Source organism: Paenibacillus mendelii, assembly GCF_024498075.1.
Classification (GTDB): domain Bacteria; phylum Bacillota; class Bacilli; order Paenibacillales; family Paenibacillaceae; genus Paenibacillus_Z; species Paenibacillus_Z mendelii.
Genome location: NZ_JANHOF010000005.1, coordinates 303,968 through 324,465 on the forward strand (window position 1 = coordinate 303,968; position 20,498 = coordinate 324,465).

Here is a 20,498-nt window from a genome sequence, read left to right on the forward strand (position 1 = left end):
CATCATAAGCAGCTGTTCGTGCGGGATATAAATGAACAAGAGCAGCCCTCTGAATCCAGATGGCTGCTCTTACTTATTCTCTATGATTCTATTCGCTGAATCTGCGGCCGAGGGTAATGATTTCTGCTGGCTTGATGTTCACGCGCAGCAGTCCGTCCGAAGCCGCCGTGAGCGGCTCGCCTTGTTCCTCCATAATATTGCTTGCATACCAAGCTGTCCGGTCATCACTAACCTGTACAATCAGCTCGGTCGGCTCGGTAGATAGATTATACCAGCGTACGATCAAGTCCTGGCTCTCTTCCGCGATCTTGACGGTCGAGAGAGCAAGACGATCGCCTTCCCAATTCAACCAACCATGGACAGGAGGCAGGGAGCCTTGATGAATATCCGTCTGAGCGGCGATCCATGGTATTTGGAATTGGTAAGCTTCGGCCGCTGCCTTCTCACGCTGCTGGGAGCCGTCGTATGGAATGAGAGCAAACTGAACGCTCTGTTCTCCGATACATTGGGCTTCGGGTGTCGGGAAAGCTCCCCAGTCGCCGAGCTCGCCAACCGCGCGCAGCAGCGTGACCGCAATCGTGCCCCGATTATCGCGCAGCACCTCATATTCATTCAGACCGATGTTAGCAACGGCAAGCCCGCGCTTGGCCTCGTCTACTGCCACGAAGGATTGCTGATGCTGGGTATTGCTTGGATTCCGCCATTCCGGCGATGGGATGTTCGGCCGCTCAGCGATTTCGAAGATAGAATCCGCATGATGGGAGGCTGCCAGGATATCGGTCGGGAACAAGGCCCGAAGCCGGTGATCACTGGCTTGATTATCGAATGAAGTCTTTACCATCACTGCGCGTACACCTTGCTGGACGGTCACTTGAGTCCGAATGACGAAAGGCGTCATGGTTGTCGAACGCTGCGACTTACGAGCCTGGAGCGGAACCATGGCAGCCATTTCGCGCTGCAGCAGAGCATCCGCATCTGCCGGGAGTGACCAGTGGTGAACGATTTCGACTGTGGTCTGCGAAGGGGTCTGCGCCATAAGCGATATCTCGGCCGTTAGCCCTTTCGTTGTTAATGCTTCATCGCCTTCAGGCTGTTTAAACATATATTCATTCCCGATATCGCCGACATCTTCGTATACGCATAAATCGCGGTAGACCTGACCGGTAGCTTTGATCTCCATAGACAAACTTCCGTTATCATGTACCATAACGGCGATGAATTCGTTTTCGAGCAATCGCGGGGTCGCGGCATTCCCTTCATCGGCGCCAGGAAGGATGGCAGCCTTCATCCTGGCAGCAGCATCTCCGCTAGCCGGGACCCATGCGAAGGTTTGGTATCCGAGCGGCGGCACATCTTCGACGCCGAGGGTGACACGAACGCGCCGTGCCATATAGGGCTGGCGGAAACGATCGTCCGGCAGTGAATAATTGAACTTGACGCCTAGATCCTCGATCTGTGCCGTGGTCAGTGTTCTGCCTTCATGATCCACGATATACCCGCCCGCGATATCCATCTGTTCCAGCTCCGCATAGATTTCGGAAGGGGAAGGCTCGTATAGGGGCTTGCGGGCAACTTCCAAATCCACCTGAACGGTTCCCGTACGCCGCCAGCCTGAATAGTTGGCTGCTGCGAATGGTACGGCTCCCTCGAATGAATCGAACATTGTCGTATCGATCTGTTTCAGCATAGCCTGGAGGCTGTCCTCGACAAGAGTCTCGGCTACGCCTTGGCTCTTAGCGAAGCGTGACATCATCTCACGATGGACCTCATCCACGCTGCAGCCGCATATACTATCATGCGGATGGTTCTGCATCAGCGTCTTCCAGGCGTAAGTGAACAGATGATGCGGATAGCTTCGTCCAAGAAGACTAGCAATCGCAGCAGCCGGCTCGGCGACCTTCTCGAGAAGGGTCTGCACATGAGCATTGGCCTGCTTGATATAGACGCGTGCGGATGCTGTATTGACGAGAGTCGACCATCCGTCCGTCCGTTGGCTCCGAAGCTCGCCATTCACGACGGCGAGAGGGGTATCGATAGCCGCCGTTACGGACCGGGCATAGTCTTCAAAGTTCGAATGTACAAAATCATAGTCGGGATAAAGCTCGCGTGCTTGATGAAGGGCGATAGAAAGGTCCGTCTGTACCGGCTGATGGTCGCAGCCATTCATGAACAGCAGATGCGGCGTCGATGCGAAACGTTCAACATCGGGCAGCTTGTTCTGCCAATAGGCTCGAGCCGCCGATTCATCAACAGGAGCTTCCATGCCGTTGTGATACCAGTTCGCAAACAGAATGCCAAGCACCTCAGAGCCGTCGGGCGCACGCCAGGTCAACTCCGAGTAAGGTGATTCGTAAGCCTCCGAATCGGAGACGGAATTGTTGAAGCCGGTGGGCTTGACACCCCGGCCGAATACAGCGGTATCCATCCCTGCTTGTCTAATCAGCTGAGGGGCTTGCCCCATATTGCCGAATGAATCGGGGAAGTAGCCAATTTTCGTGATTGGCCCGAACGCCCTGGCGTCCTTATGCCCGACTAGCAGATTACGCACATTGGCTTCGCTGCTCGTGAGGAACTCATCCTGCAGGATGTACCAAGGCCCGATCCGCAGCCGGCCCTCTTGGACATAGCGGACCAGCTTCTCCCGCTGTTCCGGGCGGACCTGCAAATAATCGTCCAGGATGATGGTTTGTCCATCCAGATGAAAGCTATGAAATTCCGGGTCTCTGTCGAATGTTTCCAGCAGCGTGTCCATTAATGCAATCAGCTTGACATGATGCTTCTCATAGGGCATGTACCATTCCCGGTCCCAATGTGTGTGGGAGATGACGTGCACGGTTTTTCTGGCCATCGTTTCAGCTCCTTTGTTTATATAACAAATATACAAGTATAAGAGAACCTGTTATAATCCAATAATAATAAAGTCATGCTGCAACTGTAAACATACATAATGAGTTGTATGGAATAAAGTTGTTTATTGGTTATATTAATTGAGGTGGTTGAAATTGGACAAAAAAGAGAAGCGGACGCCGTTATACAGCCAGGTCCGCGATTATGTAAGGGATCAGATTCAGCAAGGGAAGTGGAAGGAAGGGCATCGACTGCCATCGGAGACTCAGCTGAGCAGGCAGTTTGACGTCAGCCGGATCACGATTCGGAGCGCTTTAACGCAGCTCGTGGATGAAGGCATCATATACCGTATACAGGGGCGGGGCTCCTTCGTAACGATGAACGAGCAGAGCGGGGAGCCGGTCCGTTATCAGAAGGCGGAAGAAGAGCTGCAGCTTATTGCATTCATGATCCCGCGAGTGGAGGGCAGGTTTACAACAAGCTTATTGACCGGGGTGGATAATGAGCTTGCCCATTCCAAATACCGGATTATGCTGCTTCGCACGAACGATTCCCAGGAAGCTGAGGAACAGCTCCTTCATGAAGCGGTTCGGTCCGGCGTGAAGGGGATCATCGTCTATCCGGCGGACGGGCAAACCTACAATGAGACCATGCTGCGCCTCTCGATGGATCGATTTCCCATTATCGTTATTGACCGATACCTCCGGGGTGTGGATACAAACTGTGTCTGCTCGGATCATTTTGCCGGGGCTTATGCGGCAACCGAGCATCTGCTGAAGCTCTCGCACCGCGAGATTGCATTCATCTCTACATCCTTTACCGGAACGACTAGTCTTGAGGAACGGCTTGAAGGCTATAAGCAGGCGCTTGCAGATCACGGCGTTGCCTTCGACCGCAGACGGGTTTTGGATTGCGCAGAGCCGGAAGCTATACGCCGATTTCTATCGGAGCAGAGCGGCTTGACGGCTCTATTCGCTGCCAATGACGGCGTTGGGCTCGCATCGATCCGGGCAGCGGAAGCCATTGGCAAATCCGTTCCGGAACAATTGTCCGTCGTCTTTTTTGACGATTATGATCATGCCGAAGATGCTAAGATTCCACCAACCTGCGTTGCTCAGCAAGGAGTTGAGATCGGCAGGCAATCGGCGCAAAGATTGCTCTCTTTGCTTGAACGGCCTAATCAGGAGCGAATCCGGATTCGGGTACCGGCACAGCTGATTGTCCGGCGCTCGACGGCGCCTCCTGGCTGAACTGGAGGCAGGCGTTCAATTAAGAGGATTGGAAGCGGCCACTAGTGAAGGTTATTGCTGGAAATTAGGAGTATTCCGTTTGCTTCCTACCGTTTCATCGTTTATCCTAGAGTTAACAATTTAACAATTCTTTAATGGAGGTTTTATAATGGAACCGGTGCAATCGCTATCTGACTTGCTATCCACGGGTCACTCCGGAGCTTCGATTGAAGTGCCGGGGAGATTAGCGCGAACCTTTGGGCAAACGACGCTATCGACCACGCTGCCGATGAGCAAGCTTTTCTCAATTTATGAAATTGATTTGGAAGTGCAGAGACAGCTGATTCCGAAGAATGTTTCCAGACTTGTAGATTACATTCTGCTCTACTTGGATCATGGGCAGAACATCTACTTCCCAGGTGTCATTCTATCCGCACGGGGCGCAGGAAGCTACGATACGGAGCGGGAGAAATACTACCTGCAGCCGGTCGAGAAGTGCTATGTCGTGGATGGACAGCATCGCTTGGCGGCTTTCCGCCGGGTTATGGAGACGCTGCAGAGCAATATGGCCAGAGCCAAGGATAGAAGGGAGTACGACCGTGTCGATGAAATTACGCAGAAGCTGCGTAAGCTCTATGAATTTCCGATGTCGGTCATGTTCTACTTGGACATAAGCGCCCGTCAAGAACGGCAGCTGTTCTCTGATATTAACAAGCTTCCCCGTAAAATTGGCGGCAACTTGGCCGTGCTGCGCGACCAACGCCGGTTCTATCATATTATGGCTTCTCGGCTTGTACAGGAACATTCGGTTATGGACCAGCTGCCGACCGATATGTTCTCCGAGCGAGGCAAGAGCTCTGAATATCTATTTGCCTATTCGCTCGTCACCGAGCTTCTGATTGCATTGTTCGAGGGCCGGTTGAAGTCGGCTGCCCGCAATAACGGCTATCATTACACGGAGGAGTTTTTGGAAGAGCATCTGGACCATGCCGCCCATTATTTCAAGCTCCTGCTTAAATATTTGCCCGCTCCGGATAGGGGAGAGCTGTGCTGGACCGAGAATGTCCAGATTGCGCTCGGCCTCTTCCTCCACGAGGAAGCGTTCAAGTCAGGGCAGTTTAACAAATATACGCTTGAATATGCGGTAAAAATCTTACCTCATATCGACTGGAATCTCATCTATAAGAACGACGAGAAGGACCGTCTGCCAAGAAGAAGCCGGATTATGAAGGCGTATCACTTTATTAAGGATTATTATGATAAGGAGCATCTCATGCTCATATCGGATAAGGAGGATGTCGGCTAATGGACGGGTTGCGACTCAATATGACGATCCACCCTTATTGCGAACGGTTTGGACTCGCGACTGTTTCCTTAAGGGTTCACGATTTGCTCAACTATTCTACGATCGATCCCATGGTGCAGCGTAAGCTTAGCGGTATGCAGCGCCGTAAAATCGCAAATTATTTGCAGGAACGTGAACTGGACCATGTCTTCTTCGGACCCGTTACGCTTTCGCTGCGCGATGTCGGGTCGCTCGCCAAGGGCGAGGATCATCTCATTCTTCTTCATGGCTCCAAGCTGAGCATATTGGACGGTCAGCACCGGATCATGGCGCTCGGATACACGAACGAGCAGCTGATTAAAGAGAGCAGGAAGCATGAGCGTGAGGTTGCCAAGCTGAAGCTGAAGAGCCGCAGACTTCCGGATGACGAAAGCTTGAAGGAAGAGCTGGAGCAAGCGGAAGGGCTGCTCGCCAAGGTGGAAGAAAGAAGGCTGGACCTGCTGGAGAGCTTGCTGTCCGTCCAGCTGTATATCGGTCTGGGAGAAGAAGAGGAGAAGCAGCTGTTCGGAGACATTAACTCCAAGGTGCAGCTGGTCAGCAAGGAGCTCGGACATTCATTCGACGGAAGCGATCCGCTGAATATTGTGCTGCAGCAGCTGGCGGATCATAATGAGCTGCTGCGGACTGTCGGGATCGAGCGCAGAAATAACTTAACGTCCTACAACAAGAATTTCACCTGCTTCAGCTGGCTGTACTCCACGGCTACACTGCTCTTTACGGGCAAGATGAATCTGTCGTATGAGCTTGCTCGCCGCATCCGCAAGGATTCAACGACTCATGTGGAGCTGCTGCATCAATTCTTTAACGGCGTCCTGCCGCATATGCCTGAAATGCCGGGTACCGCGCAGTTCATCTCCTCGAGCCGTGTCGTTCAGGAGGCCATTGCGCTCTATGCGAACGGTTATTTGGTGAAGGACGGCAAATATAATACGGAGTGGGCGAGTTGCCTGGAAGTGCTCAGTCAAATTGATTGGTCGCATGACAACGAGGAGCTCATCGAGCGGTTCGGCCAGCTTGATAACGGAAAGCTAAACCTGGTTCACGAGAAATCGATGCGCAAGCATCTCAATTTTGTCGCTTATTTGGAAGGGCTGCGGGAAACTGCGGAAGTATAAGCTCCCTTTCGATCCGAATAGAATCACTTATAAGAAACGGCTCCGTCCTAACGGAGCCGTTTCTTTGTTGTGCGCTTGCTTCACTCCGCAAACTAGCATTCGGACAACCTGCGAGCTGCGGACAGGAGACCCCCTTCAGCTCATCTCTTTCGCTTGCGGAATTCTGTCGGCGAGACGCCGTAGTAGGCGGTGAATTGCTTCGAGAAGTGATGAATGGATGAATAACCGAGATCCTCGGCAATTCCAGTCACGGTCCGATTGCTTTCCCACAAGGCGGCTGCAGCCTGCTTCATGACCGCTTTGGTCCAATAGGCTTTGGGCGAGAGGCCGGTCGCCTGCTTGAACCGTTCATGAAATTGCGTCTTGCGCAGCCCGCTGCCAGCCAGCCACTCATCATAACGCGACCCGGCGCTTGCCTCTTTGTCTATACGCTCCATGATCGGATTCATGCGGTAATCCGGCACTAATGTGTCCATACCTGCCTGCAGCAATTCCAGCATGATCGCTTTAAGCAGACTGTTTGCAATTTGTTCCGCGTAGGCCGCCTGCTGCTGATGCTGGTTGACGGCATGCGCGAGAAGATCTGTCATGGCGCTTCGGTGCTGCAGCGGATTAATCAAGGACAGCCGGTCCAGCGGTGTTCCGTGGCGTTCAACGGCCAGCAGCCGATCGTCAAAGTCCGCTTCGTCCCATACGAGATGATGAGGTGTTGCAATTGGCGCATCCGACCAAAGCTCACAATAGATATTGTAAGTCGCCATGGGGTGATCCGGGTTCGAATAGAAGGAATGCAGCAGTCTGGGCGGAATAAAAGCAAGATCGCCTTTCTTTAGCTGGTGAGTGCGGCCCGATGCCGTAATCGATCCTTTGCCTTCATCTACAAGATGGAGGGCGTAGCAGTATCCAATTCGGGTACTCTCGCTCCGGTTTCTTTCACTTGGAAACCGGTAATGATGCGCAACCCTTATATAAGGCAGCAATTGCTGCAATGGATCCATAGCTACCATCGTATTCATCCCTTTCTCGATGCTTCATGATGGAATTATACCATAGGCCGAGTTGACGCTTGAACAATTAACCGGAATAAATGATCAATTTCCGAAACGCCGCCCCAATACATACAAGGCGATCCTGTGTTATTTTTTATTTATGGTTAATGATTTATCACGGAGGAGTGGATACGGTATGAATATGAATATAAGCGGAAGTTTAACTAAAGAACAAATCGATTTTTATAATGAGGAAGGCTACCTGGTGCTGCCTAGGCTGCTGACCGATCAGGATATGGCACCGGTCAAGGAAGCCATGAATCAGAAAGTGTCCATGATCGCAGACGAGCTGTACCGGGAAGGGCTCATAACGGACCGGCTGGAGGAGCGTCCATTCCCGCTCCGGCTGGCGGAGCTGTTTCAGAATTTGACGGCAGAAGATTTCTTGAAGCATGGAAGAAGCTGGCGTGACCGGCTTCCCGGGTACTTCGATCTGATGAGCAATCCGAAAATATTGGATGCGGTCGAGTCGCTTATTGGCGGAGAGCTGTTCTCTAATCCGGTTTACAATACGAGACCGAAGATTCCGAAGGTAGCCGCAGGGGCGGTTCCATGGCATCAGGACAAGTCGTATTGGCCGGATGCGAATTCGAACCCGGTCATTACCGTGTGGATTCCGCTCGTAGATGCCAACGAAGTAAATGGCTGCCTGCAAATCAAACCAAGAACGCACCGCAAACGTCTGCTTAAATGGCATCAAGAACAGCAGACAGGCACAGGTTATACCTCGTTGAAGAACAGCCAGCTAGGCAAGACGGATACCGTCCCGCTGCCTGTTCCGGCAGGCAGCGCGATTCTGTTTAATGACCGCTGTCTTCACATGTCCACGCCTAACCTTTCCAATGAAGTACGATGGAGCGTGGATCTCAGATACCAGCCAACTGATCAGGATCCTATGCTAGCGCATGGAGTCGGTTTCTTAGCGCGCAGCCACCGCCATCCGGAAAGAGTGGCAAGGCTCGAGGATTGGCTTGCTGGTCGTGCGGAACGCGTGGAATAAGTGATCTGGCGAGAAGAATTCGCGATAATTTCATGCTGCGGCAGGAGCTTTCTGTTGGATGCAGAATATTGCAATAAAGCTTGGAACCGATTATGATAAGTTTTCCTGAGGTTGCTCAGCATTGATACGAATTGTATCATTTTGATCGGACATATGATATCGTAACCTTATCTCTATGAAGACGAGGGATGCGTATGGCCAAAGAATCGATGATGCAAATCCTGCGCGACCTGCAGGAGCTCAGTCTAAAGATCGCATCGCTGCATGAACGCATTGAACAAATCGTAAGGCCGGTAACTCCGAAGTAACCGGGGGCAACCCGGAACCAGAGGTATCTGCACTGCTTTTGAACATGTGCACGGAAACCGGATGCAGCCGCCTCTAGCGTTATCGGAGCGGATGTCCGAAATTATCGGGCCGGCAGAGGAGTTGAGAAAAGATGGACAAGAAGCAGCCGGAACGCTTAACAAGCGAGAGCTATATGAGCTATGATTCTCACTTCGGCATCTTCCGGCATCGGATTGCGGACACGATTGCGGTGCATTGGCATGAGTTTTTTGAGATGGCATTCGTGACTTCAGGAGAGGGGACCCACATCCTGAACGGTACGTCCTATCCGCTTACGCGGGGTTCTCTCTTCCTGCTCTCGCCTGCCGATTTTCATGAAATTGTCCCATCACCCGGCACGCCGGTGGAATTATATAACTTTATCTTCTCCGAGCGAACGCTGCGGGAGGATCTATATTATGATTCGTTTCAGAGCGCGGCGGATTTGCAATATACGTTCGAAGGTGAACGCTTAGCGGTTATCGAATCCGAATTCATGCGGATTTGGATGGAATCCTCCAATCGGCAATTCGCAACGCCAATCGTCATTCAAGGCGCCTTGGAGCGAATTGTGATCGAGTTAGCCAGAGCCTTGCGCGCCACTCCTTTGACAGATCTGAGTGCGCAAGGAAGCAGTTCGAACGAATCTCACGCCCAGACCGCCGTGCGTAAGACGCTGACGTATCTCCAGCATCATTTTCGTGAGTCGATTACACTCGATGACGCTGCCAAGCAGGCTCGTTTGTCTCCCAACTACTACAGCGAATGCTTTCACAAACAGTTCGGCATCTCGTTTCAAACGTATCTTCAGGAATTAAGATTGCAGTTCGCAGGCTCGCTATTAAAAGTGTCCGATTTGCCCGTTACGGAAATTTGTTTTGCCGCAGGTTTTAATACACTGCCGCATTTCGAGCGGATGTTCAAGCGCAAATTCGGGCTGTCTCCACGTCAATTCAGAAAACTGGCCGAATAAGGGATAAATAGGTTTCTGCCCAAGGGGCAGGGCCTTTTTGCTTCGTTGCGCTATTGCAGCTAATATGAGAGAGGTGAGCTGGGCCGTATGTCATGTTATAGGTTTCAGCCAATGACACTTGAGGCAGCTTCGCGGATATCGCGTTGGGCTTATCCAGAACCCTATGCGATGTATGGAATGGACGGTGAAGCTGGAAGCGTGCTGGAATTGATGAATGGGGATTATGAGCTTGCCGTGGATCAACGCGGAGAATTAATAGGCTTTATCTGCACGAAGAATTCAGCCCGCGTGCCAGGCGGATACGCTGTAGGGATCTACGAGGATCCAGGCTGTGTTGATCTCGGTCTTGGACTGGACCCGGGCTTCACTGGGAGGGGGCTTGGGTCTGAATTTGTCATAGAGAGCGTGAGGTATGTTGTCAAACATAGTGACGTGCAGCAGCTGCAGCTCGTCGTCGCGTCATTCAATAAGAGGGCAATCAAGGTATATACAAGGGTTGGATTCAAGGCGGGCATTCGGTTTCAGAGCAGTGTCTCCGGGAATGAAATCGAATTTATGTCTATGAGGCTTACGGTTCGCGCGGTGGATCGTGAATGAGATGCTGCCTTCAAGAGACGGGAGGGGGCCGGTATAGCCAGTCCCTCCCGTCTAAGCGGCACAGTCATCGGAAGCACGGCGGCTGCAGGAGCCTTTTACTAGTCCGAAGGAACACTACGCTACGTATTCGTTCCATCCTCCAGAGCGCGCTTGCGGAATTGACCTGGCGACAGCCCGGTTCTTTTCTTGAACAGTTTATTAAAGAAGCTCAAGTCGTCAAATCCGACCTCACTTGCGATCGTGGCGATTTTGTGCGGAGAATCGGCCAATGCCTCCTCGGCCATCTTGAGCCTGACCTCGTTACGGTATTCGATGAATGTCCGGCCGGTCATCCGTTTGAAATTATGTGAGAAGGCCGACAGGCTCCAACCGCTGATCCGGCAGATCTGCTCCAGCGTTAACGGCTGGGCGTAATGACGGTGAATAAAGTCAAGCATGTGCTGCATGGTCTTCTCATGCTGCGGCTGGGAGCGCATACGCTCCTCCTTCTGTTGATGGCATCGGCTTAAGAAGATAAAGAGCTGAATCATCTCCGTCTTAATGAATATGCGGTAACCGAGCGTCTTCTCCTCACGTTCGTTTAACAGACGATCAAGCAGGGTCTTCATCTCAGCCTGCTGGGATTCGCGCAGCGTAAGTCTGGTCCGGAACCGGACATCGTTGCGCAGCAAGGGCTCGACGTAGAAGAAATCGAGAAATGACGTGAAAGCAGCCATTGTATTCAGTTCCTCTTTAAGAAGCGAGTGCGTGAAGAGGACGTTGTAGATGGTCATGCTCTCGGACGCTCTGCCCCGGTAGGCATGCTCCATGCCGGGCTCGATCACGAACACATCACCCGCTTTAATGATGTGGTATTCGCCTCCGTCATAGCGATGCTCCCCAATTCCAGAGTACACGTAAGCCAGCTCAATAAACTCGTGGGAGTGATCGTCGACGGCATGTCCCGGGTTGATCGTCACGGTATTGATATAGAAAGGAAAGTCGCGGCTTTCCAATAGTTCCTCATTTGTCATCCGCATGCTGTTTTTAACACCGTCCTCCGGTGAATTTACCTATCACTTTTCCTCCCTTCTATTATAAGAGACGGCGGCGGGCTTGGAAAGGAAAAAACCTTATTCACGCAAGAAGAGAAGAGCCATGGAATCGGCTCTTCTCTTCTGTGTGACTAATTTCCTTTGGCCAGCAGCGGGAATGTTCCGCCCCGCAGCGGATCGTCTTTCTGAAAGCCGAGATTATCGGTGCATAGATGTCCTGCGCCGCTGTAAGTCGTCCCGTCGGGCATGTAGATGAGCGCCAGCACGCGCCGGGGCTTGTCGCTCATATTCGGATATGCGTAATGGAAGGTCAGACCGCTATGGAAGGTACAGCTGCCCTTCTTGAGCGGAACGACGACAGGCTTCTTCAGGTTCGCTTCCTTATCCTGTACGTAATCGAAGATGCTCTGCGGCTCTAAGAAATCGATTCCCTTCAGCTTTCCTTCTTTATGTGAGCCGGGGACGAACATCATGCAGCCATTGTTTTCGTCAACATCATCCACGGGAATCCAGGCGGATAATGCGCCAGTTTCATTCATAGGCCAATAGGGTGCATCCTGATGCCACGGAGTCGCCTTGGAGTCGGCTGGCATTTTCCAAAGGGCATGGTCGTGAAAAAGCCTCATTTTGGATGCGCCGTTCAACAGTCTGGCGATTTCAGCCACCTTGGGATGAAGGGAGTACTTGGCCATTACGCCATGATCGCGCCAAACATTAACCTTCTGATTCAGCACTCGATAATAAGCGCCGCCGCTCTTATCCGTAGCAACGGCGTTACCCGATTTCTCGGTCATCGCCTCTTCCATGGCTTCGGCTAACTCGTCTACCTCTTCCGGTGTCAATACATTATCAATTTGAACGAAACCGTTCTCACGGTAGAAATCGATCTGCTCCTGACTCACAGGCATATCCATTCTCAACAACTCCTTCGTCCTTATATTAGCTCCAATGTATCATGCGAAAATCGTCATGCACTTGGGTGATGTTATCAAAAACATGGTCGATCTTGCGGATTGGGAGAAATCAAGGCATGAGCCTGTAAACGATTACAAAAACATGGCGCGATCCGCCATGTTTTTGTCTGAAAAGGCTTTGAGACCCGGGGAGCCATCGACTAGAATGTACACAAACGGACTATCCCCTTTGTTATTGACATAAGTTTTTCAGACAGGTTTGGTCACAAGAATCAATTATTAAGACGACTACCTATTCACAAAACTTTTAGGAGGAGATTTACAATGACAATTAAAGCAGCCGTCGTAGGTGTCGGCAATATTGGGTCCATTCACGCGGAAATTTACCACAACAATCCGAAATCCGAGCTCGTCGCCGTATGCGACCTCGTCAAGGAGAAAGCGGATGCCGCAGCACAGAAGTATGGCTGCCGCGCTTTCTACAGCGTTCAAGAAATGATAGATAGCGGCATCGAGCTGGATGCAGCCAGTGTTGCAACTAAAGGCGAAGAGAATGGCGGCGAGCATTATGAGCCGACGATGCAGCTTCTTGAAGCCGGCATTCCTGTGCTAGGTGAGAAGCCGATCTCCAACCGGATCGATGAAGGCGAAAGAATGGTTAATCTTGCGGGAGAAAAGAAGATCCCTTATGGCGTCAATTTGAATCACCGCTTCACACCTGCAGCCGTTCGGGCGAAGTCATGGGTTGATGAAGGCCGCCTTGGCATGCTGCATATGATCAATATGCGTATGTGGATCAATAATCCAGTCGAGACGTCTCCTTGGTTCCATCTGCGTGCGCTGCACCCGCATTCCTTCGACGTTATCCGTTATTTCTGCGGAGATGTGAAGCGTGTTGCTGCATTCATGATGAAGGGCGAAGGTCGTCAGATCTGGTCGAATACGCAAGTCATTCTTTACTTCGAGAATGGCGCAATCGGCAACTTGGTCGGAAGTTACGACGCTGGCGGCAGCTACGGACTTGAGCAGTGCGAGGTTGTCGGCTCCAAAGGGCGTTTCGTACTTGAGGATGCTTGCGAGCACTTGACCTTCTATCCGCGCCATAGTATCGAAACCGAGTCCTACAGCTATTTGGGGGGCATGCGCTCGTTCGGCGAAACGTTCAAGAGCCGTATCGGCGATTGGATTGACCAACTGGAAGCAGGCGCCGCTTACAACGAAATTAACGGCTCCGGCGTAGACGCACTGAAATCACAACGCATTATCGAAGCAGCTATCCGTTCATGGGAAACCGGAACGATTGTTGAACTGGACTAGGGGGAGCAAACAACATGATCAAATTGGGCGTAAATTCAGTACTATTTAAAGATTTCGACGTAGAAACAGCCGTTCGCCATATTGCTTTATGTGGATATGATGGTGTAGAGCTTTCTGCCATTCAAGGCATGTGCGAGCATTTGGTATTGGATTCTTGGCAGGATCAAGCGGAAGAGCTGAAACGTCTGGCCGCTGAATATGGCATTTCGTACTTGTCCATGGAAGTGGCTTCCCTGGATGAAGCACGCTTGACCAAAGCGTTCGAGGCTGCGCAAGCAATCGGAATCCCGGTTGTTAACGTCGGCCCGGGCGGCAAGAGCAATGAAGAAGCGGATTTGGTGCAATCGATCGCAACACTATCTCATCTGTCCGATCTGGCCGCTTCTTACGGCGTAACGCTATGCGTTAAAGCGCATGTAGGGAACGCCATCTACAATACGCCGACTACGCTTCGCGCGATGGAAGCCATCGATAGCGCTGGTTTCGGTATCGATATGGATCCAAGCCATGTATATCGTGCTGGCGAGAATCCAGAAGAAGCACTGCCTCAAGTTCTGTCCCGAGTGAAGCATGTTCACATCCGCGATTGCAAAGGACGCAGCGCCGGCCCAGGCCCTATTCCGCAGCAAGCATGCGGCCGTGGCGATATCGATCTGGCTGCTTACTGCAAAGTTATGGTAGACGGCGGATACGATGGTCCTGTATGTCTTGAGGTTATCGGTGCAGCAGGGCATTCGCTTGCCGAAGTATCGATCATTGCCGCTGAGAGTTATGGTTACTTGAACGGCTGCCTTCGCGCGCTTGGAGCAAGACAATCGAAGGATGACGCCCTTCAGCGTCAAAACGGATAAAAAGGGGAATTGACGGCCATGAGCACAAACGCGAATAAGAAACCGAACGTTCTGTTTCTCGGCATCGACAGCTTGCGTCGAGATCATATGAGCGCATATGGATATAAGAAATTGACAACCCCCCATATCGACCAATACGCTAAGGGAGGTACGCTATTCGAGAACCATTTCAGCCCAAGCGTGCCAACGACGCCAGGTTATGCTTCCATGCTGACCGGCATGGATTGCTTCGGAACGGACGTTGTTGCCCTTCGCCATGAAGGCGGACTGGGAGGCCATGTTAAAACTCTTGCTGAAGTGCTTGGCGAACAAGGCTATAATACAACTTGTATCGGGTTTACGGGCAATCCGTCCGCAAGAGGATTCGACACTTATCTGGATTACGAGGGCTGGGCCGCAGACAGCTCGGGCCGCAGTCCTAAGGCGGAGAACCTGAATAATGTTGCGATTCCAGAGCTGAAGCGTCTTGCGGCTGAAGATAAGCCGTTCCTGCTCTTCCTCAGACATATGGATCCGCATTCACCTTATTTGCCGCCCAAGCCGTTCGACCGGATCTTCTATGAAGGCAATGAGAATGATCCCGACAACCAGTCGCTGGAAGGAATGGACAGTTTCGAGCCGTTCGTTCACTATCTTCGCTCCTGGATACCGGAGGACTGCACCGACTCGGCTTATGTGGATGCTCAATATGACGGCGCTGTCGCCTATATGGATTCATGCATCCGCCGCTTATTCACGGCGCTCGAAGATCTGGGCATCGAGGAAGAGACGCTGGTCGTCATTACGGCAGACCATGGCGAAACCTTGAACGAGCATGACTGCTATTATGACCATCACGGCTTGTATGAAACGAATTTGGTCATACCGCTCATTCTTCGTTTCCCGGGCAAAGTTCCTGCAGGCCAAAGAAAATCCGACTACACCCAGATGAAGGATCTGATGCCGACTGTTCTCGAAGTTCTCGGCATTGAGACAGACATCGCTTTCGACGGCAGAAGCCTCGTCGATTATATGAATGGCGGAGAGCGGGTTCGGGAGCCGGAATTCTACATTACGGAATGTACCTGGATGCGCAAGCACGGCTGGCGCACACCGGAGTGGAAGCTGATCGTCGCGCTGGAGCCGGATTTTCACTTCAAGCCGGAAATCGAGCTGTACAACTTGATTAAGGATCCGCTTGAGCTTGAGAACGTGGCTGAGCAGGAGCCGGAGGTTGTTAAGCTGCTGAACGGCAGACTGGAAGCCCACATCAACCGCAGGCAGGATGCAACCGGCCGTGTCAATCCGATGTATACGAATCTGAACTGGCACGGACATAATGTTGGAGCGTTCAAGACCTCCCAGCAAGCATACGATACTATGCGAATCGGTAATGCGAGCTCAGCCCGCAAACTTCAAGAAAAAGACAAAAAGTAGCGAGGGATAATGTATGATTAAAGTCGCTGTAATTGGCTTGAATCATATCGGTCTCATTCACTGCCGCGTGTATAAGGAGCATCCTGATGTCGAGCTTGTCGCCGTGTGTGATTTACGCGGCGACATGGCCCGATCGGCTGCCGAGCGGTTCGGTGCAAGGCCGTATGACAACGTTCAATCCATGCTTGCTAATGAGGACATCGATGTCGTAAGCGTTGCAACTGGCGGCGTAGAGAATGGCTCTCACCATTTGGAACCGGTCATGCAGGCGATTGAAGCCGGCAAGGATGTTCTGGTCGAGAAGCCGATCTCGAATCGTCTAAGTGAAGCCCGCATCATGACGGATGCTGCGGCAGCACGCGGCGTGCGGCTTGCCTGCAACCTGAACCACCGGTTTGTTCCGGCGGCCCAGAGGGCCAAGAGCTGGATCGAGCAAGGTGATCTCGGCCATCTATTGTTTATTAATATGAAGCTGACCATCGGCAATCCGAATGAAACGTCGCCTTGGATTCATATGCGGGCTCTGCATCCGCATTCATTCGATGTACTGCGTTATTTTGCAGGCGATGTGGCTAGGGTGCAGGCGTTTATGACGAAGGCTCCCGGGCGTTCCGTCTGGTCGACAGCTTCCATTAATCTCGAATTCGCTTCCGGTGCGGTCGGTCATTTGACCGGCAGCTACGATATGTTCGGTGGTCATCCCATTGAACGATGCGAAGTAGCAGGAACGAACGGAAGGTTTGTTCTGGATAACGTATATGAGAGCTTAACGCTGTATCCGCGCGAGAGCGATGAGCAGCGAGTGTTCAAGAATTCCATCTTCTCGAACTCGCAAGGGTTCGACTCGACCTTCTTTAACCGGATCGGGGCCTTTATTTCAGAGGTTCGGGATGGTGTTCCTCCGGATCAGATTTCAGCTTCCGGTGCTGACGCCCTGGCGGTGCAGCGAATTATTGAGGCGGCTATCCGCTCCCAGCAGGAGAATGGCGCGCCAATGAGTATTACGGATATCGATGAAGACACGCAAGAAGGAGTGCAGCAGGGATGAGCGAGAAAGGCGGTTGCGTCGTTTGGTTTACAGGGCTGTCTGGCGCGGGTAAGACGACAACGGCTCGCGAGCTGCTTCAGCAACTACGCGCAAAAGGTATTAAATCAGAGCTGCTTGACGGCGATGAGCTAAGAACAGGGATTTGCAAAGGACTTGGCTTCAGCCGTGAAGAACGGATGGAAAACATTAGACGCATTGTTTATGTGAGCGAGCTCCTTGCCCGTAATGGCGTCATTGCGATCGTATCGGCGATCACGCCCTACAGGGAGATGAGAGATTACGCCCGCTCAGCTATTGCCAATTATGCAGAGGTTTTCGTTGATTGTCCGCTCGAGGAGTGTGAACGGCGGGATGTGAAGGGGTTGTATGCCAAAGCGCGCAACAATGAAATCGAGCGCTTCACCGGCATTTCAGACCCTTACGAGGTTCCGGATCACCCTGAAATTACACTTTTCTCGAAGGATGGCAGCATTCAGGGCAATGCCCACAACGTGTTCGAATGGCTGGAGCAAGCTGGTTATTTACCTTTACGCAAGGAGGAGATGGTATGAACTTTATATTCATCTCACTCGATACACTGCGCGCCGATCGACTCGGCGCCTATGGTTATAAGAAGCCGACAAGCCCTTATTTGGACAAAATTGCCTCCCAGGGGGTATTGTTCGAGAGGGCTTATGCGGCTGATATACCGACCGAGGTTGCGCATACGGGCATCTTTACAGGGAAAGTGGGTTTGACTACGGGGGTAGTCTCTCACGGCTCCGAGCTGACATCGCTTCCGAAATCGGTGAAGTGGCTTCCCTCCATTCTGAAGAGCGCAGGCTACACGACTGCTGCGGTCGATAATTTATACAATTTGAAGGAATGGTTCGCTCGAGGGTACAAGTACTATATTAACTCTTCCGGGAGTAAGCGTTGGATCGATGGCCGAACGGTCAACGATCTGGCCAAATCGTGGCTCTCAGAGCGAGGGGAAGAACCATTCTTCCTCTTTCTCCATTATTGGGATCCGCACACACCGTATTTGCCGCCCGAAGAGCATATACCGCTTTTCTACGATCAGAATAAGGATCCATACGATCCGGCCAACCGGAGTATGGAGGGCGCCTATAACAGCGCAGCCTATCCGTTCTTCAAATATCATCATTATGACATGCTCGGCAGCGTGACGGACGCCGAATACATGAACGCCTTATACGATGCGGAAGTCCGCTATCTGGATGACCGGCTTCGTGAGCTGGATGAAGAGCTGGAGAGGCTTGGTCTAGCGGAAGATACCATGCTTGTCTTGTTCGGCGATCATGGGGAGAGCTTGACCGAGCATGATATTTATTGGGATCATTGCGGTCTTTATGATACGACAGTGAATGTGCCGCTCATTATGAGATGGCCGAGCCGAATTGCCGGTGGACGCCGGGTTCCGGGTCTCGTACAGCAGGTGGACTTAATGCCTACTTTGCTGGAGGCGGCAGGACTGCCGGTGCCGGATGACCTGGACGGTAAGAGTCTCTGGCAGGCAATTGACGGCCAGGCGTCAGGAACCCATGATAAAGTCTACTTGAGCGAATGCGCATGGCAGGCGGCAAGGGCGATTACGGACGGCAACTATAAGCTTATCGTGACCTATGATTCAGGTCCATTCAAGCGTCCGCCGCGTGAGCTCTATGATCTGAAAGCCGACCCGGGTGAAACGAATAACATTGCTGAGCTTCAGCCTGAGCTGGCTGATAAGCTGCAGCTTACTATGGAAGCTTGGGTTCGCAGCAAATTGGCAGGACGGGAAGATCCGATGCAGAGACAGTTGGAGGTTGGACTGCCTTTCCGCAAGCGGATCGAAACTATTTTGGGGCAGTACGGGCTTTCGTGGGAGGAATGGTGGAACAACCCGGTACGCGGTAAGTTCGATGATGCAGTTGAACAATCGCGCAAGCAGCGGGTGTTGGAAAGTGAGCGGCGATGAAACGACAGCCGAACGTCCTAATTATCATGTCGGATCAACACCGCTATGATTGTACCGGCACCAGCGGCGAATACCCGGTTCAGACACCGAATATCGACCGGATCGCCAAGGAAGGGATCTGGTTTACGAACGCCTATACGCCGATTCCCGTATGCGGACCCTCGAGGCAATCCTTCGTATGCGGTCTGAGACCGGAGAGCTTCGGGGCTTACTGGAATGATGGTATCGGACTTTCCGTATCGAGCTTGTCTGAACACGATTATTCCTGGGCCAGAGATCTTAAGGATGCGGGTTATGAGACGGGATACATCGGCAAATGGGGCGGCAGCGCTACGGCTGATCCGACCAAGTTCGGGTATGACCGTTATATCAACGCAGATAAGGATTATGCCATATTTCGTGCTGACAAGTACCCGTCCCTCGCGTATACCAGCGGATTTTTCGGGGAGACAGATCCTGTTCCGCTCGATGATGCACCGACGCATTGGTTAGCCGGGCAAGCATGCGACATGCTTGAGGAGCTCTCTCGAAGCGGAAGCCCGTGGCATGCCAGAATCAATTTTTCCGAGCCGCATCCCCCATGTCGTCCGTCGGAGCCGTTCGCCTCTTTATATGATCCGAAGCAGGTGCCGGAATGGGGCAGCTTCCGTGATACGTTCGAGAACAAGCCGTATATTCAACAGCAGCAGCTGCTGAACTGGGGCATCGAGAATTACACCTGGGATGACTGGGCACCGACCGTTGCCCGTTATTATGGCATCATCAGCCAGATGGACGATGCAGTCGGTATCATTATGCAAACCTTGAATCAGCTTGGCGAGGATGAGAACACCATTGTCATCTATACTTCGGATCATGGCGATATGTGCGGCGGCCACCGGATGATGGATAAGCATCATATTTTATATGATGATGTGGTGAAGGTGCCGCTTGCCATTCGCTACCCGGGCGTTGTAGCCGCGGGTCAGCGCAGTGAATCATTCGTGTACAACGCGCTGGATTTGCCGCCGACGCTTCTGGAATTGCTGGGCCTGCCTGTGCCGCAGGAGTTTCACGGACGATCGCTCCAGCCGCTTCTCGCTGGGGAGCTTCCTGAGGATTGGCGCACGTCTGCCGTATCGACCTATAACGGCCAGCAATTTGGCCTTTATGTTCAACGGATGATTCGGACCACTGACTGGAAATACGTATGGAATCCGACGGATCGGGATGAACTCTACGATTTGGTGAACGATCCAAACGAATTAATCAATCGAATCGCGGACCCGGATTGTCAGGAAACGGTTGCTGGATTAAGGCGTTCGCTCCATGAGGAGCTGAAACGAACAGGGGATGGCATTCTCCGCGGCAGCTGGCTCGATGGCCAGCTGCTGGAGGGCAGGAAACTATAAATAAGTACGCCCTAGGATTATGGATGGAATTTTAATATAATAAAGAAGAAGTACACGATTTCGACATAGGGATATGAGGATTGTT

17 protein-coding genes are annotated in these 20,498 nt (G+C 52.1%); 13 read left to right on the forward strand and 4 right to left on the reverse strand.

Features of this window, described 5'->3' with window-relative positions; genetic code table 11:
• Positions 1-88: 88 nt before the first annotated feature.
• Positions 89-2,848, reverse strand: coding sequence for an alpha-mannosidase (locus NNL21_RS18750; RefSeq protein ID WP_204818741.1), 2,760 nt, complete (start codon positions 2,846-2,848; stop codon positions 89-91).
• A gap of 154 nt (positions 2,849-3,002) precedes the next feature.
• Between NNL21_RS18750 and NNL21_RS18755 the strand changes: the two genes are divergently transcribed.
• The 3 genes from NNL21_RS18755 (at position 3,003) to NNL21_RS18765 (ending at position 6,536) form a co-directional block, all read left to right on the forward strand.
• Complete coding sequence (locus tag NNL21_RS18755) at positions 3,003-4,097, forward strand: GntR family transcriptional regulator (RefSeq protein ID WP_204818742.1); 1,095 nt, start codon at positions 3,003-3,005, stop codon at positions 4,095-4,097.
• Positions 4,098-4,245: 148 nt separating this feature from the next.
• Positions 4,246-5,382, forward strand: a complete 1,137-nt coding sequence (locus NNL21_RS18760) for a DGQHR domain-containing protein (protein ID WP_204818743.1) — start codon at positions 4,246-4,248, stop codon at positions 5,380-5,382.
• Positions 5,382-6,536, forward strand: coding sequence for a DNA sulfur modification protein DndB (locus tag NNL21_RS18765; RefSeq protein ID WP_204818744.1), 1,155 nt, complete (start codon positions 5,382-5,384; stop codon positions 6,534-6,536). The genes NNL21_RS18760 and NNL21_RS18765 overlap by 1 nt, the downstream gene beginning before the upstream one ends.
• A gap of 140 nt (positions 6,537-6,676) precedes the next feature.
• Here NNL21_RS18765 and NNL21_RS18770 read toward each other — a convergent pair whose 3' ends face one another.
• A complete protein-coding gene (locus tag NNL21_RS18770) occupies positions 6,677-7,543 on the reverse strand; it encodes an AraC family transcriptional regulator (RefSeq protein WP_204818745.1) in 867 nt (288 codons plus the stop codon).
• A gap of 178 nt (positions 7,544-7,721) precedes the next feature.
• Between NNL21_RS18770 and NNL21_RS18775 the strand changes: the two genes are divergently transcribed.
• The 3 genes from NNL21_RS18775 to NNL21_RS18785 all read left to right on the forward strand — a co-directional run bounded on the left by NNL21_RS18775 (position 7,722) and on the right by NNL21_RS18785 (position 10,482).
• Complete coding sequence (locus NNL21_RS18775; RefSeq protein ID WP_204818746.1) at positions 7,722-8,585, forward strand: phytanoyl-CoA dioxygenase family protein; 864 nt, start codon at positions 7,722-7,724, stop codon at positions 8,583-8,585.
• A gap of 439 nt (positions 8,586-9,024) precedes the next feature.
• Entirely contained in the window at positions 9,025-9,885 is an 861-nt protein-coding gene (locus NNL21_RS18780) for an AraC family transcriptional regulator (RefSeq protein ID WP_204818747.1), read from the forward strand.
• Between the two features lie 111 nt (positions 9,886-9,996).
• Positions 9,997-10,482 (forward strand): GNAT family N-acetyltransferase, encoded by a 486-nt coding sequence (locus NNL21_RS18785; RefSeq protein ID WP_256555326.1) that lies wholly within the window; start codon positions 9,997-9,999, stop codon positions 10,480-10,482.
• Positions 10,483-10,601: 119 nt separating this feature from the next.
• On the opposite strand, the gene NNL21_RS18790 is transcribed toward NNL21_RS18785, so the two are convergent.
• The gene (locus tag NNL21_RS18790) at positions 10,602-11,501 is read right to left on the reverse strand and encodes a helix-turn-helix transcriptional regulator (protein ID WP_204818749.1); all 900 of its coding nucleotides are present in this window, start codon (positions 11,499-11,501) and stop codon (positions 10,602-10,604) included.
• Between the two features lie 146 nt (positions 11,502-11,647).
• A complete protein-coding gene (locus tag NNL21_RS18795; protein ID WP_204818750.1) occupies positions 11,648-12,430 on the reverse strand; it encodes a phytanoyl-CoA dioxygenase family protein in 783 nt (260 codons plus the stop codon).
• A gap of 324 nt (positions 12,431-12,754) precedes the next feature.
• Here NNL21_RS18795 and NNL21_RS18800 point away from each other — a divergent pair, with 324 nt between their 5' ends.
• The 7 genes from NNL21_RS18800 to NNL21_RS18830 are packed head-to-tail and all read left to right on the forward strand — an operon-like array spanning position 12,755 to position 20,413.
• Positions 12,755-13,747, forward strand: coding sequence for a Gfo/Idh/MocA family protein (locus tag NNL21_RS18800; RefSeq protein WP_204818751.1), 993 nt, complete (start codon positions 12,755-12,757; stop codon positions 13,745-13,747).
• A gap of 14 nt (positions 13,748-13,761) precedes the next feature.
• Positions 13,762-14,598 carry a sugar phosphate isomerase/epimerase family protein gene (locus NNL21_RS18805; RefSeq protein ID WP_204818752.1) on the forward strand — a complete coding sequence of 279 codons (837 nt, stop codon included), beginning with the start codon at positions 13,762-13,764 and terminating at the stop codon, positions 14,596-14,598.
• Between the two features lie 18 nt (positions 14,599-14,616).
• Entirely contained in the window at positions 14,617-16,014 is a 1,398-nt protein-coding gene (locus NNL21_RS18810; protein WP_204818753.1) for a sulfatase family protein, read from the forward strand.
• Between the two features lie 13 nt (positions 16,015-16,027).
• Positions 16,028-17,062, forward strand: coding sequence for a Gfo/Idh/MocA family protein (locus NNL21_RS18815; protein ID WP_204818754.1), 1,035 nt, complete (start codon positions 16,028-16,030; stop codon positions 17,060-17,062).
• Positions 17,059-17,613, forward strand: a complete 555-nt coding sequence (cysC, locus tag NNL21_RS18820; RefSeq protein WP_204818755.1) for an adenylyl-sulfate kinase — start codon at positions 17,059-17,061, stop codon at positions 17,611-17,613. The genes NNL21_RS18815 and cysC overlap by 4 nt, the downstream gene beginning before the upstream one ends.
• Positions 17,610-19,022 carry a sulfatase family protein gene (locus NNL21_RS18825; protein ID WP_204818756.1) on the forward strand — a complete coding sequence of 471 codons (1,413 nt, stop codon included), beginning with the start codon at positions 17,610-17,612 and terminating at the stop codon, positions 19,020-19,022. The genes cysC and NNL21_RS18825 overlap by 4 nt, the downstream gene beginning before the upstream one ends.
• A complete protein-coding gene (locus NNL21_RS18830) occupies positions 19,019-20,413 on the forward strand; it encodes a sulfatase family protein (RefSeq protein WP_204818757.1) in 1,395 nt (464 codons plus the stop codon). Before NNL21_RS18825 ends, NNL21_RS18830 begins: the two co-directional genes overlap by 4 nt.
• The last annotated feature ends 85 nt before the right edge of the window (positions 20,414-20,498 follow it).

What these genes read in the sequence shown, in the direction of transcription:
- NNL21_RS18750 (WP_204818741.1), bottom strand. Translation starts at nt 2,848, where the DNA reads ATGGCCAGAAAAACCGTGCACGTCATCTCCCACACACATTGGGACCGG.
- NNL21_RS18760 (WP_204818743.1), top strand. Translation starts at nt 4,246, where the DNA reads ATGGAACCGGTGCAATCGCTATCTGACTTGCTATCCACGGGTCACTCC.
- NNL21_RS18765 (WP_204818744.1), top strand. Translation starts at nt 5,382, where the DNA reads ATGGACGGGTTGCGACTCAATATGACGATCCACCCTTATTGCGAACGG.
- NNL21_RS18770 (WP_204818745.1), bottom strand. Translation starts at nt 7,543, where the DNA reads ATGGTAGCTATGGATCCATTGCAGCAATTGCTGCCTTATATAAGGGTT.
- NNL21_RS18775 (WP_204818746.1), top strand. Translation starts at nt 7,722, where the DNA reads ATGAATATGAATATAAGCGGAAGTTTAACTAAAGAACAAATCGATTTT.
- NNL21_RS18780 (WP_204818747.1), top strand. Translation starts at nt 9,025, where the DNA reads ATGGACAAGAAGCAGCCGGAACGCTTAACAAGCGAGAGCTATATGAGC.
- NNL21_RS18785 (WP_256555326.1), top strand. Translation starts at nt 9,997, where the DNA reads ATGACACTTGAGGCAGCTTCGCGGATATCGCGTTGGGCTTATCCAGAA.
- NNL21_RS18790 (WP_204818749.1), bottom strand. Translation starts at nt 11,501, where the DNA reads ATGCGGATGACAAATGAGGAACTATTGGAAAGCCGCGACTTTCCTTTC.
- NNL21_RS18795 (WP_204818750.1), bottom strand. Translation starts at nt 12,430, where the DNA reads ATGGATATGCCTGTGAGTCAGGAGCAGATCGATTTCTACCGTGAGAAC.
- NNL21_RS18800 (WP_204818751.1), top strand. Translation starts at nt 12,755, where the DNA reads ATGACAATTAAAGCAGCCGTCGTAGGTGTCGGCAATATTGGGTCCATT.
- NNL21_RS18805 (WP_204818752.1), top strand. Translation starts at nt 13,762, where the DNA reads ATGATCAAATTGGGCGTAAATTCAGTACTATTTAAAGATTTCGACGTA.
- NNL21_RS18810 (WP_204818753.1), top strand. Translation starts at nt 14,617, where the DNA reads ATGAGCACAAACGCGAATAAGAAACCGAACGTTCTGTTTCTCGGCATC.
- NNL21_RS18815 (WP_204818754.1), top strand. Translation starts at nt 16,028, where the DNA reads ATGATTAAAGTCGCTGTAATTGGCTTGAATCATATCGGTCTCATTCAC.
- cysC (WP_204818755.1), top strand. Translation starts at nt 17,059, where the DNA reads ATGAGCGAGAAAGGCGGTTGCGTCGTTTGGTTTACAGGGCTGTCTGGC.
- NNL21_RS18825 (WP_204818756.1), top strand. Translation starts at nt 17,610, where the DNA reads ATGAACTTTATATTCATCTCACTCGATACACTGCGCGCCGATCGACTC.
- NNL21_RS18830 (WP_204818757.1), top strand. Translation starts at nt 19,019, where the DNA reads ATGAAACGACAGCCGAACGTCCTAATTATCATGTCGGATCAACACCGC.